Below are 12949 nucleotides of genomic sequence, written 5' to 3'. Positions count from 1 at the left end.
ACCGCGACGGCGCCGTCCGGGCTCAGAAGCGCCGGATGATCCTGCGCTGCGCGGCCACGGAGATCGCGGCCGTGCGGTTGTCCACCCCGAGCTTGCCGTAGATGTGCACGAGGTGGGTTTTGACCGTTGCCTCGGAGATGAACAGCTGTTTGGCGATGGCCCGGTTGCCCAGGCCGGTGGCAAGCAGCTCCAGCAGCTGGATTTCGCGCGTGGACAGGACGGGTTCGGGATTGCGGATCCGCCCCATCAGCCGTGCGGCCACCTCGGGAGCCAGCGCGGTCTGGCCGGCGGCGGCGGAGAGCACCGCCTGGCGGATCTGTTCCGGCGGGGCGTCCTTGAGCATGTAGCCGCTCGCTCCGGCTTCCACCGCCGCAAGGATATCGGCGTCGGAGTCATAGGTGGTGAGGATGAGCACGGGCGGGGCCGGCTGGCCGGCCTCGCCCGCTTTGATCCTGCCGGTCGCCGTGACACCGTCCATGCCGGTCCCCATCTGCAGATCCATCAGGACGACGTCGGCCGGCTCGCCGAGGATGTGGAGCCGGGAGAGCTCTGCGAGGGCCGCGCCGCCGTCGGCCGCTTCGGCGACGACGGTGATGCCCTCGAAATCGCTCAGCATGGCCCTCAGGCCGGCCCGGACCACCGGGTGGTCGTCGACCAGCAGGACGCGGATATCCTTCACGACTCACTCCCCGCCCGGGGGTCCCCTAGCGGGAGCCGGATGGCCACCACCGTGCCTTCGCCGGGGGCGGACTCGATGTCCAGGCTGCCGGCCAGGGCCGAGACCCGGTCCTGGAGCGATCTCAGCCCGTAGCCCGAGCCGTCGGGGCGCCCTGCGGGGTCCGTGACCGCGGAGGGGTCGAAGCCCGCGCCGTCGTCATAGATATCCATCGCCACTTCGCTGCCCAGGAAGGACAGGGTCACGACGGCGGTGTCCGCCTTGGCGTGCACCCACACGTTCGCGAGGCTTGCCTGCGCGGCCCGCAGCAGGGTGGTGCGGTACGGATTGGGCAGGTCCAACGGGGTGCCCTCAAGGTCGAAGCGGCAGCGCAGCTTGGTGCCGCGGGCGGCTGCCTCGGTTTCAGTCTTTTCGCAGAGCCGGCGCAGGCTGTTCACCAGCGGATCCTCCGGCGGGCTCCCCGCCGGATTCTCCGCCAGGACGGGAGGCTGCAGGCCGCGGACGAAGCTGCGGGCCTCGGCAAGATTGGCCGAGGCAGTCTCCTGGACCGTCCGGAGCCGGTCCCGGGCCGTGGCGGTGTCCCCGTCATCGAGGGACTTTTCCGCCGAACGGCCCATCAGCACGATGCTGGAGAAGCCCTGGGCCAGGGTGTCGTGGATTTCGCGGGCCAGCCGTGCCCGTTCGGCCAGCGTGCCGGCGTCGTGCTGGCTGCGGGCAAGTTCGGCACGGGTGCGGCGCAGCTCCTCGGCGGCGAGCCGCTGTTTTTCGGCCTCCAGATACAGCGCCCGGTACGCCAGCCCGGTGACCACCGCAAAGGCAGCCCCGAACGCCGGTCCCAGCACCATCGGCAACTGCAGGGCGCCGCCGCCCGCGCCAGTGTTGTGGAACCAGAGCGCCACGATAACCAGCACGGTGCTCAGCGCGATCGCCGGCAGCGCCAGCCGCAGCGGCAACACGTGCAGCTGCAGGAAGAAGAGCGGGAACGCCAGCCACACGAAGTCGGCGCTGGCCCAGATCAACAGCAGCCAGAGCAGGCAGACGGTCCCCAGCCACAGCTGCGAATACGGCCGGGGATCGAACCGGGACGGATCCGTGGCGTGGCGTTTCTCCAGGACGGTGCCCAGCACGTAGACGGCGGCGAGAACCAGCGCGAGGCCCAGGATGAGCCAGTTGGTGCCCTGCAGCCCCGTGCCGAGCAGCCGGACCAGGGCGACGAGCAGCAGGACGGCGAAGCCAGTGTGCAGGCACACCCGCAGGACACGCAGGATCACCGCGGCATCCGGCGTGTCGGCTGTGGTGGTCTCTGCCGGGCCGCTGCGGGCCTTGTCATCCATGACTTCAGCGTAATGCCGTGCCGGTCCGGTTCCGGTGGAAATGGCCGCCGCCGGGCCACTATCAACCTTTTGGTTGACCCGCGGGTCAACCACTCCGGCCCGCAGCCTCAACCACGCAGGCGATGCCGGCGGCGCTTCGCAGCGGAAGGCTTGGAACAAGGCCACAACCCCTCGAAAAGGACTCCCATGTATCTCGCTCTCCGCGACCTCCGCTTCGCCAAAGGACGCTTTGTTCTGATGGGCGGAGTCGTCGCGCTCATCACCCTGCTGCTCGTGCTGCTGTCCGGACTCACCGCGGGGCTGGGCAACCAGTCGACGTCGGCCCTCGCTGCACTGCCCGCGGACCAGATTGTCTTCGGGGCTCCCGCCGGAGACAGTGCCAAGGCGTCGTTCACCGAGTCCGAGGTCACCCGCGGGCAATGGTCGGCGTGGGCTGCCCGGGAGGGCGTGGCGCACGCCGAACTGCTGGGCATCAGCCAGAGCCGGTTCCAGGCGGTTGGCCCCGCGGGCAGCCCGACCGGCACGGCCAGCGTGGCAGTGTTCGGGACCGACGGCACCGGCCTGGCTCCAGCCCCTGTGGCCGAGGGAACGGTCGTGGTCGGCAGCAGCCTGGCCGAGGAACTCGATCTGCGGGCCGGCAGCCCCGCCACGGTGGGCGGAACCGAACTCACTGTCTCCGCCGTCGTCCCGGACCAGTGGTACTCCCACACCGGAGTCGTCTGGACCACCCTCGCCGACTGGCGGACGCTGGCCCGCATCGCTGGCACTGAAGCCGCAGCGACCGTCATCGCCGTCACCTCCGAGGACGGGCAGACGCTCGACGCCGATGCCGCCAACGCAGCGGCCGGGACCGTGAGCACCACCCGGGACGGATCGTTCCAGGCCCTGGGATCCTACAAAAGCGAAAATGGCTCCCTGCTGCTCATGCAGGCCTTCCTGTACGGCATCTCGGCCCTGGTCATCGTGGCATTCCTGACGGTGTGGACGGTGCAGCGCACCCGGGATATCGCGGTCCTCAAGGCCCTCGGCGGATCCTCCGGCTACGTCCTCAAGGACGCCATGGTCCAGGCGGCGATCGTACTACTCGCCGGGGCTGCGACCGGGGGTGCCGCCGGTGTGGCCGGCGGAGTCCTCGCCGCCGGGGCTGCCCCGGTCCTGCTGACCCCGCAGACCATCGTGCTTCCGGTAGCGGGCATCGTGGTGCTCGGACTGGCCGGCGCAGCCCTGGCGGTCCGCAGCATCACCCGGGTGGATCCGCTCCTGGCCCTCGGCGGCAATTAACCCTGCACTGCACCCGGACCTAGAACATTCCTTGAAAGGCATACACCGTGAATACCGCCCTGAACCTCGTCAACGTCACCCTGGAATACCCCGACGGCGACGGCACCCTCAAAGCGCTCGACAACGTCAACCTCAAGGTCGCCGCGGGGGAATTCCTGTCCCTGGTGGGACCCTCCGGGTCGGGTAAGTCGTCCCTGCTGGCCGTCGCCGCCACCCTCGTGAGGCCCACCGCAGGTCTCGTCGTCATCGGCGGAATCGACGCCGGTGGACTGTCCGAGGCGGAGCGCACATCACTACGCCGGGACCGGATCGGCATCATCTTCCAGCAGCCGAACCTGCTGCCATCCCTGACCGCTCTGGAGCAGTTGGTGATCAGGGACCACCTGCGCGGCAAGCCGGCGAGGGAGGCCACGCACCGCGCCGCCGCACTCCTGGACCTCGTTGGCCTGGGCCCGGCAGCCGGGAAACGGCCACACCAGCTCTCCGGAGGCCAGAGGCAGCGGGTCAACATTGCCCGTGCCCTGATGGGGGACCCCGCCGTGCTCCTGGTGGATGAACCAACAGCCGCCCTGGACCATGAACGCAGCGAGGCGATTGTACGGCTGCTGCGCCAGGTCACGGACGAGTTCGGGGTGGCGAGCGTGATGGTCACCCATGACACCGGTTTCGTCCCGCTGACGGACACGGTCGCGAGCATGCGCGACGGCTTGCTCTCCGCCCTGCAGCCGGTCAGTCCTGCCCTGGCCTGAGGCTCTGGCCCGGGGCGCTGGACGCCCTAAAGCCGGAGGGATGGCACCGCGAGGCCAAATATGTCCTTCAGGGCATATTTGGCGGCGTGGAATCCCGGCATTCCGGTCACTCCCGGCCCCGGCGGCGTGGAGGAGGAACAGAGGTACACGCCGCGCATCGGGGTGCGCCAGGGGACCGGGCCCAGGACGGGCCGCCGGATGAGCCCGCGGAGGTCCATCAGACCAGCGCTGAAGTCCCCGCCGACGTAGTTCTCGTTGTACACGCCCAGCTCGGCCGCCGTCGTGACGTGATGGCCGAGGACAAGGTCGCGGAATCCGGGCGCGAAGCGCTCCAGCTGGGCCGTCACGGCCTCAGCCATGTCCACGCTGGAACCGGCCGGCACGTGGCAGTAGCTCCACAGAATATGCCGGCCCGCGGGTGCTCGTCCGGCGTCGAAGCCCGAAGGCTGGGAGGCCAGGACATAGGGCCGTTCCGGATGCCGCCCCGCCGCGACGAGGTTTTCCGCCTCGGCCATCTCCGCACGGGTGCCGCCCACGTGGACCGTTCCGGCGTCGGCCAGTCCGGGCGCCGCCCACGGGACCGGCCCGGAAAGGATGAAATCGACCTTGCAGGCCGCGTTTCCGAACCGGTACGCCTCCAGGGCACGGCGGTACCGCTCCGGGAGCCTGCCTTCCGCCAGTCGCAGCAATCCGGGCGGCGCCACGTCCAGCAGTGTGGCGCGGACCGGGGGCAGCTCCGCCAGGGATCCGATCCGTGCCCCGGTTTCCACCGCCCCGCCGTGCGCTTCAATGTCAGCCACCATGGCCTGCGCGATTGCCGCGGAGCCGCCCATCGGAACCGGCCAACCGACCGTGTGCGCCAGGGTCCCCAGCATGAGGCCCGCCCCGGCGGGAGCGGGGGAAGGGAGTCGCCCCACCGCGTGCGCGGCGACCCCGGTCAGCAGCGCCGGCGCCAGCTCCTCCCGGAACCTCAGCCCCCACAGCGGCGAGCCCTGCTCCAGGACCCTTGCACCGAACAGGGCGGCCGCCACCGGGTCGCGCGGGATCCGCAGGAGCTGGTTCAGCGTCAGGTCCGTGATGCCTTCGGCGCGCTGCACGAGCGGGGCCATCAGCTTTCCAAAGGCGGCGCCATCGCGCCCCAGGCCGGCAACCGTGCGCTCGAGTGAGCGGTACGCCAGCGCCGCCCGGCCGCCATCGAGCGGTGTGCCGTAGGAGACCTCGGGAACCTCAAGCCGGATCCGCCGGGACAGCTCGAACTGCCGGAAGAACGGCGAGGCAAGGGCCATCGGGTGCACGGCCGAGCAGACATCGTGAAAGTGGCCGGGTTCCATGAGTTCCGCGGTGCGCAGCCCGCCGCCCGGGGTGGGCGCCGCCTCGTAGACGTGCACCTTCAGTCCGGCGCGGGCGAGGGTCACCGCCGCGGCGAGCCCGTTCGGTCCTGATCCGACGACGGCGACATCAGGCATCCGCGGGCACCTTCCGCCAGGGCAGCACTGACGCCGCGGGGCGCAGCAGGTCCACCCGCAGCCGGTCCGGGACGCCTTCGAACGGACCGCCTTGCGGATCATCCATCCCGTACCGGCGGATCACGTCATGGCTGGGGTCCCAGATTTCCCAGGCCACCCGCATCATCAGGTAACCGGTGGCGATCATGTGGAAGACCACGGCGAGGACGTAGTAGGGCATATCAATATTGTGCTGGGAGACGCCGCCGCTCGTCACCTGCCCCAGGTACATCCAGACGGCCGCCCAATGCAGAGCCTCGAAGGTCTGCCAGATCAGGAAGTCGCGCCAGCGCGGCCGTGCCAGGGCAAGCAGCGGGATAAGCCAGATGACGAACTGGGGTGAGTAGACCTTGTTGGTCAGGATGAACGCGGCCACGATCAGGAAGACGAGCTGCGCGAGCCGGGGCCGCCGGGGCGCGGCCAGTGCCAGCGCCCCGATCAGCACACAGGCCAGCACAAAGAGGTTCAAGGCGAGGGTGTTGATGGACTCGGGCTGCAGGGGGAGCCAGCCCAGCCGGCCGGCCACGAGGTTGTAGGCAAACCAGGGCGAGCTGTAGCCGGCGGGCCGGTCCTCGGTGAACTGGTAAAAGTATTTCCAGCCTTCGGGGTTGACGGCGGCGACCGGGACGTTGACGGCCAGCCACGCGGCGGCGGCGGCGGCAGCGGTAACCAGGATCGCCCGGATCCTCCCGGTGCGCAGGGCCAGGAGCAAAACCGCGCCAAGGATCAGGACCGGGTAGAGCTTGGTTGCGGTGCCCAGCCCGATGAAGATCCCGGCGAGCACGAGTTTGTTCCGGGAGAAGCAGTACATGCCAAGGGCCAGCAGCCCAACCGCCCACATGTCCCAGTTGATGGTGCCGGCCAGGATGATGCCGGGGGCCACTGCCACCATGGCGGCGTCCCACGGCCGGCGGCGGGCCATCCGTGCTGTGGCGAGTACCGTGACGATCCAGACGGCCAGGATCAGGGCGGCATTGATGTCGAAGTAGGCCAGGATGCGGCCGGCCGAGACGCCCTCGCCGGGGACTAGCAGGGCCGTGGCGCCGGCGATGAAGCCCATAAGCACGGGGTATTCGAAGAACGTCCCCTGCGTGATGAAGGGGAAGGCACCGTCGCCGAGGCCGCGGTTCTTGAACAGTTCCGAAAAGTCCGAATAGCAGGTCGCATAGAACTGCCCCGGGGTTTCCCAGCCGGTGTTGCGGCAGTAAGACTTGAGCAGGATGCCGATCACGGCAGCCAGCACGGTGAGCAGGATCAGGACGCGTTCCACGGTGAAAAATCCGGGGGAGACGACGCCGGGGGCAGAGCGGCGGCCCATGGGTCCACCGATCAGTTCCGTGAAGTTCCTCAGCAGGGGGTCGCTGCGGCTCGGGATGACCAGTCGGACACGTCTGCGGTGTTCCGGCGGCTTTGTCTCCTGCATGTCCCCGAGCTTACCGGGGCGGCTGCGGGTGCCCGTGCTGCGCCGGGCCTGTCGTTAGAGAGTGCTCAAAACAGGAGCTTAAAAGGAAGAGCCCACGCGTCGCCGCGTGGGCTCCCTGCGGATCAGTTCCGAGGTCAGTCATCAGTTCCTCCTTCGATGGCCTGGCCCTGCCTCAGCGGATGAGGCCCATCTGGTGCATAACGACGTAGACGTCTTCACGCTTCTGGTCGAGGAGTTGTCCGTTGAACAGCGTCGTGTGCCTTGGGGCCGGTTTGAGGGCCCGGCGCAGGATTTTCTGGAGTTTCTGCTTCATGGTAGTCACCTCCCGCCGCCGGCTCGTGCTGCGTGGTCGGGCTGTGGTGCTGACAATTGTCACGATGGACCTTTCATTGGTGCAGCTGGAAATGGTGGTGTAATTGGGCATGCCAATTAGGGCCTCTGTGAATTGAGGAAGAAAAGGCCGAATTTGGGCATGCGAATACCCGGCGCTAATTAGAAAGTTTTGCGAAAGCGACCGGAGGCCCCTGGACGCGGAATGCCGCAACCCCAACAAGAAGCTGGGTTCCGAACTTTGGGGATGCTGCGTAACCGCGTGGGTCCGCCTGGGTCAGTCCGCTGTCACGGTGCACCCCGGAAAGGGAGCCCCGGTATCGCCTAGGCTCCGGGTCCTAGGTCAGAAACCAGGGCACGGGCGGAAGGGTCAGGAGGCAGTGGGGCCGAAATTTGGGCGCGGTTCAGCGACAGAGGCCGGGGTGGCGGTGATGGAGTACATCCATCCGCTAGTCAAAGTAATCATTTCTCCCAACCTCCTTTTCTGTTATGCCGTGGCTCCGGCTGACTGGCCGGGCGACGCGCGCCTCGACCCCGGCAGGACGCTCTGGGGTCAGAAATAAAAATACACTATGAATGCAGCACTTGACTACCGCATTCATAAACTTCTTTGAAGTTATTTAATAAACCGTATTTATAGGCCCCAGCGGACCACTGCCGGGGTCTTCTTGTCCCAGCCGAGCGTGCAGACTTTCGCGGTTCCCAGGATGAAGTGCCGGCCCTCATGGGGATCGAGTCCCAGCCACCGGGCGGTGAGGATCCGGGAAAAGTGTCCATGGGCCACGACCAGCACGTTGTCCAGGCCGGATTCCAGCACCCGTGCCACGATCTTGTCCGCGCGAGCGGCGACGTCGTCTAAGGCTTCGCCGTTCGGCACGCCGTGGGTCCAGATCAGGTATTCCGGGTTGTCCTTGCGGATGAGGTCTGAGCTGATGCCCTCGTAGTCGCCGTAGTCCCACTCGACCGCGAGCGGCTCCAGCTGGGCGTCGGGGAAGCCGGCGAGTTCCGCGGTGCGGCGGGCCCGCCGCAACGGAGACGTCAGCACCAGGTCAAAGTCGACGGTGTCGAGCACCTTGCGTGCCTCCACGGACTGCTGTTCACCCTCCACGGTGAGCGGGAGGTCGGTGAGGCCGGTGTACTGGCCGCTCTTGGACCACTCCGTTTCGCCGTGCCGCAGGATCCACAGCTGCGGGCGGGGGCCGTTGGAAGGTGCAATCACTTAGGACTCCTCAGTTGAGAGTGCGACGGCGGACTCGGGCTGGGCAGCCCACCATTCGTGCAGTTTGGCCTCGGCGACGGCGGGATCCAGTGGGCCGTGCTCCATTCGTTCCTCCAGCAGGAATTTGTAGGCGCGCCCGACGACCGGGCCGGGCTTGAGTCCCAGGAGTTCCATGATCCGACCACCGTCGAGGTCAGGGCGGACGGCCTCCAGCGATTCCTGTTCCCGCAGGGCCGCGATCCGGGCCTCGAGATCGTCGTAGGCGAAGGCCAGCCGCTCGGCCTTGCGCTGGTTGCGGGTGGTCACGTCCGAGCGGGTCAGCCGGTGCAGCCGCTCGAGCAGCGGACCGGCATCGGTGACATAGCGGCGGACAGCCGAATCGCTCCAGCCGGCATCGCCGTAGCCGTAGAAGCGCATGTGCAGTTCCACCAGCTTCGCCACGGCCTTGATCGTGTCGTTGTCGAAGCGCAGTGCCTTCATCCGTTTTGCGGTCAGTTTCGACCCGACCATGTCGTGGTGCCGGAAGCTCACCGCGCCGCCCGGTTCGAATCGGCGCGTGGCCGGCTTCCCGACGTCGTGCATCAAGGCTGCGAACCGCAGCACAAAGTCCGGACCGGGCACGGCGCCGTCCGCACCCGATTCGAGCGCGGCGGCCTGCTCCAGGACCTGGAGCGAGTGCTGGTAAACGTCCTTGTGCCGGTGGTGCTCATCGGACTCCAGCCGCAGGGCGGAGACCTCGGGCAGCACAAAGTCAGCGAGGCCCGTGTCCACGAGCAGGTCCACCCCGGCCCGGGGGTGTGCCGCGCAGATGAGCTTGACCAGCTCCTCGCGGACACGTTCCGCCGAGATCATGGTGATCCGTTCCGCCATCCGGGACATCGCGGCGCGGACGTCCTCGTGCACCGTGATCCCCAGCTGGGCGGCGAAGCGGGCGGCGCGCATCATGCGCAGTGGATCATCGGAGAAGGAGGATTCCGGGGCGCCCGGGGTGGCGAGGATGGAAGCGTGGAGGTCGCGGACTCCTCCGAAAGGATCCACTAGTTCCAGCCCGGGCAGGCGCAGCGCCATGGCGTTGATCGTGAAGTCCCGGCGCAGCAGGTCATCCGTCAGCGACTTGCCGAACGCGACCACGGGTTTCCGGGAGTCGGGATCGTAGGCCTCGGCGCGGTACGTGGTGATTTCGATTTGGAAGCCGGCCTTGCGCATCCCGATGGTGCCGAAGGCGCGCCCGATTTCCCAGTAGTTGTCAGCCCACTTCCTGATCAGGGCGACCGTCTGGTCCGGGGTGGCGTCGGTGGTGAAGTCCAGGTCGGGGGACACCCGGCCCAGGAACAGGTCGCGCACGGGTCCGCCCACCAGGGAGAGTTCGTGGCCGGCGTCGACAAACCGCTGCCCGAGCTCCAGAACAACAGGGTCTACCTGGAAATCAACGGTGTGCGAGTCAGTCTTGTGATGTGCGTGCGCCATAGTTTCTTAAGCTTGTCAGAAATCCCGGCCAGCACCACACCGAATGCTCCCCAAGTCCGGCCGCTGGCACCGAAACCGCGGACGGAACGGGCGATCCACTTTCCCGGCCGTCCACTTTCCTGCCATGTTTAGGTCATCAAGTACGGACAAGAGTCGTTAGAGTGGACTTCATGGCCCATCCCGTACCGAGCGCTCCAGGCAGGAGGACAAACGCACCGTTGCCGTCGGCAATCGGTGCCAATGTCGCGCCGGTGCAGCACTCCGGACAGGCCTCCCTCCCCACCGTGGAGGAAATCTCCGCCGGCGGCGTTGTGGTGGATACTTCCGACGCCGAACTCCGGGTTGCGATTATTGCCCGCCTTAATCGCGGCGGGCGGCTGGAATGGTGCCTGCCCAAGGGCCATCCGGAGGGCAAGGAAAGCAACGAGGAAGCCGCCGTGCGTGAGATCGCGGAGGAAACCGGCATCGAGGGCAAGATCCTCGCGCCGCTGGGGAGCATCGACTACTGGTTCACGGTCAGCGGGCACCGCGTCCACAAGACCGTTCACCACTACCTGCTGCAGGCCACGGGCGGGGAACTGACGATCGAGAATGATCCGGACAAGGAGGCGGTGGACGTCGCCTGGGTTCCCATCCATGAGCTGGCCCGGAAGCTTTCCTTCCCGAATGAGCGCCGCATCGCCGACCTCGCCAAGGAAGTTCTGCCGGAACACCGTTAGTGCCAGAGAATCCCCTTTATCGGTCGCGGATAGCGCCTAAAGCCCTGCCCGGGTGAGACGATGAAGACGATGTCATCAGCCAAACCCACCCCCGCGCACTCCGGCCCCGCCGATTCCGCAGCCGTCCAATCCGGAGAAGTCCGTTCCAGCGCCATCATGGCCGCCGGAACGCTGGTCTCGCGTTTCCTGGGCTTCGCCAAGACCTGGATGCTGGCGGCCGCCCTCGGTCTGGGCTCCACGGTCAACGACACGTTCATCAACGCGAACAACCTGCCGAACCTGATCTTCCTGCTGGTGGCGGGCGGCGTCTTCAATGCCGTGCTGGTGCCCCAGATCATTAAGGCCAGCAAGGCTCCGGACAAGGGTGCGGACTACATCAGCCGGCTGCTGACGCTGGCTGTGCTGGTGCTGCTGGCTCTCACGCTGGCAGTGACGCTGCTGGCACCGTGGGTCATCCAACTGACGACGCAGGGCTATTCACCGGAGCAGAAGGCCCTCGCGGTGTCCTTCGCGTTCTGGTGCCTTCCCCAGATCTTCTTCTACGGCCTGTACGCCCTGCTGACCCAGGTGCTCAACGCCCACGGCGCGTTCGGGCCCGCGATGTGGGCTCCGATCCTGAACAACATTGTCGCAATCGCGGGCCTCGGCATGTTCATCTGGACCTTCGGCGCCAATGTGGCCAACCCCCACACCTTGGACACCTGGGACTCCACCCAGACGCTCCTGGTCGCCGGATTCTCCACCATCGGCGTGATTGCCCAGACCGCCATCCTGCTGGTCCCGGTGTTCCGGCTCCGGCTCGGGCTGCGGCCGCGTTTCGGCTGGCGCGGGGTCGGACTGGGCCAGGCCGCCAAGCTGAGCGTCTGGACCCTGGCGACGGCCGCCGTCGGCCAGCTGGCGTTCCTCTATGTCATGCGCATCGCCACGATCCCGGGCGCGGAACGGCTGCGGCTGGAACAGGCAGGGGACCCGGCCGCCGACACGCTCCCGGGCAACGCCGTGCTGGAAGTGGCGAGCCAGCTGTACCTGCTCCCGCACTCGATCATTGCGCTGTCGCTGGCCACCGTGCTGTTCAACCGGATGACCCGGGCCTCGCAGGATGGGGACCACGCCGCGCTGCGCAACGCGCTTTCCCACGGACTCCGCACCATGGCCGTGGCCACGGTGTTCGGTGCCCTGGCCCTGTTCGCGCTGGCCGGACCGCTGGGCATGTTCTTCTCCGGCGGGGTGCCCCAGGACGGCGTCATGCTCGCGCAGACGCTGACCATCCTGGCCCTCAGCACACCGTTCATGAGCGCCAACTTCATGATGTCCCGCGTGTTCTACGCCAATGAGGACGCCCGGACACCGTTCTTCATCCAGCTGGTGCTGGCCCTCGTGAACGTGGTTGCCGCCTTCTCGATCCAGTTCCTGCCGTTCGATCAGATCATCTTCGCCATCGCCGTCCTCTACACCGGCGGCAATATCCTGTCCGTGATCGTCAGCGCGATCTTCCTGCGCCGGCTGCTGGGACATTTGGACGGCCCGCGGATCGCCAACGCCTATATCCGGATGGGCTACGCCGCGCTGGGTTCCGCGCTGGCCGGCGCCGTGGCTCTGTGGCTGCTGGGCAGCTACAGCCGGGATGGCTTCGCCTGGAGCACCCCTGCCGCCGCGCTGGTGACGATCGTCGTCGTCGGGCCCGTTATGCTCGCGGCCTACCTGCTGCTGCTGAAGCTCTTCCGGGTGACCGAGCTGAGCGACCTGCTGCAGCCGCTGCTGGGGCGCCTGCGCCGCCGGTCGGCTGCGGAGCCCAGCGGAGACCTGCCCGACGGCGCCGCGGCAGCGCGGACGAGGCCGGAACGTGCCACTGTCTCGGTGGATACCGGACTCATTCCAAGGATCTCCGGGGAATTCGATGCCGCGTCCTTCCGCGCGGGTCCTGACCTGGACGAACAGGACGAACGGGCCGGACGCGCCGGGCCGGAAGGCGGCTACCTGCCCGCCGAGGACCTGCCCAGCACCGCGGAGGGCGGCCTGGACGGCGATGTCCCACTGCCTGGGCGCAGGACCTACCAGGGCCCCGCCGGGCGAAACCCCAATTTTCCGTTCGGCGGCAAGAAGAAAAAATAGTAACCGGCGGGGTTCGCGGGGCCGTGCTTCCGTGGCCGGGACCGTGCATCGGCTAGGATCGAAGACTAACAAGGGGAGTTGCAGACCAGGGGTCCACCGGCTTTACCGGACGGCCTGCGGTCACTGATGAAGTG

The 12949-nt window shown here is 67.5% G+C and carries 11 protein-coding genes; 4 read left to right on the top strand and 7 right to left on the bottom strand.

All coding sequences use genetic code 11. The annotated features are described in order from the left end of the window. Positions 1–22 precede the first annotated feature (22 nt). Together AC50YC_RS14935 and AC50YC_RS14930 are read right to left on the bottom strand one after the other, a co-directional pair. Entirely contained in the window at positions 23–679 is a 657-nt protein-coding gene (locus AC50YC_RS14935; protein WP_494952893.1) for a response regulator, read from the bottom strand. Continuing rightward, positions 676–2010 carry a sensor histidine kinase gene (locus tag AC50YC_RS14930; RefSeq protein ID WP_494952892.1) on the bottom strand — a complete coding sequence of 445 codons (1335 nt, stop codon included), beginning with the start codon at positions 2008–2010 and terminating at the stop codon, positions 676–678. Before AC50YC_RS14930 ends, AC50YC_RS14935 begins: the two co-directional genes overlap by 4 nt. 186 nt (positions 2011–2196) lie before the next feature. Here AC50YC_RS14930 and AC50YC_RS14925 point away from each other — a divergent pair, with 186 nt between their 5' ends. Together AC50YC_RS14925 and AC50YC_RS14920 are read left to right on the top strand one after the other, a co-directional pair. Further along, a complete protein-coding gene (locus AC50YC_RS14925) occupies positions 2197–3291 on the top strand; it encodes an ABC transporter permease (RefSeq protein ID WP_494952891.1) in 1095 nt (364 codons plus the stop codon). 47 nt (positions 3292–3338) lie between these two features. Beyond that, the gene (locus AC50YC_RS14920) at positions 3339–4040 is read left to right on the top strand and encodes an ABC transporter ATP-binding protein (protein WP_494952890.1); all 702 of its coding nucleotides are present in this window, start codon (positions 3339–3341) and stop codon (positions 4038–4040) included. 26 nt (positions 4041–4066) lie between these two features. On the opposite strand, the gene AC50YC_RS14915 is transcribed toward AC50YC_RS14920, so the two are convergent. The 5 genes from AC50YC_RS14915 to AC50YC_RS14895 form a co-directional block, all read right to left on the bottom strand. Beyond that, positions 4067–5506, bottom strand: a complete 1440-nt coding sequence (locus AC50YC_RS14915; protein WP_494952889.1) for a phytoene desaturase family protein — start codon at positions 5504–5506, stop codon at positions 4067–4069. After that, positions 5499–6968 carry a glycosyltransferase family 87 protein gene (locus AC50YC_RS14910; protein WP_494952888.1) on the bottom strand — a complete coding sequence of 490 codons (1470 nt, stop codon included), beginning with the start codon at positions 6966–6968 and terminating at the stop codon, positions 5499–5501. Before AC50YC_RS14910 ends, AC50YC_RS14915 begins: the two co-directional genes overlap by 8 nt. A gap of 172 nt (positions 6969–7140) precedes the next feature. Further along, on the bottom strand, positions 7141–7281 hold the full coding sequence (locus AC50YC_RS14905; protein WP_494952887.1) for a hypothetical protein: 141 nt from the start codon (positions 7279–7281) through the stop codon (positions 7141–7143). 651 nt (positions 7282–7932) lie between these two features. After that, positions 7933–8517 (bottom strand): histidine phosphatase family protein, encoded by a 585-nt coding sequence (locus tag AC50YC_RS14900; RefSeq protein WP_494952886.1) that lies wholly within the window; start codon positions 8515–8517, stop codon positions 7933–7935. Further along, positions 8518–9984: a CCA tRNA nucleotidyltransferase gene (locus AC50YC_RS14895; RefSeq protein WP_494952885.1), complete on the bottom strand. Its 1467-nt coding sequence runs from the start codon at positions 9982–9984 to the stop codon at positions 8518–8520. A 170-nt stretch (positions 9985–10154) separates the two neighbouring features. On the opposite strand from AC50YC_RS14895, the gene AC50YC_RS14890 reads away from it, so the two are divergent. Together AC50YC_RS14890 and murJ are read left to right on the top strand one after the other, a co-directional pair. Continuing rightward, on the top strand, positions 10155–10703 hold the full coding sequence (locus AC50YC_RS14890; protein WP_442784527.1) for an NUDIX hydrolase: 549 nt from the start codon (positions 10155–10157) through the stop codon (positions 10701–10703). A gap of 69 nt (positions 10704–10772) precedes the next feature. Further along, entirely contained in the window at positions 10773–12815 is a 2043-nt protein-coding gene (gene murJ / locus AC50YC_RS14885) for a murein biosynthesis integral membrane protein MurJ (protein WP_494952884.1), read from the top strand. Positions 12816–12949: the final 134 nt, after the last annotated feature.

The organism is Pseudarthrobacter sp. MDT1-56 (assembly GCF_059383555.1).
The sequence above is the reverse complement of the archived record's forward strand: the minus strand, read 5'-3'. Positions and strand labels throughout refer to the sequence as shown.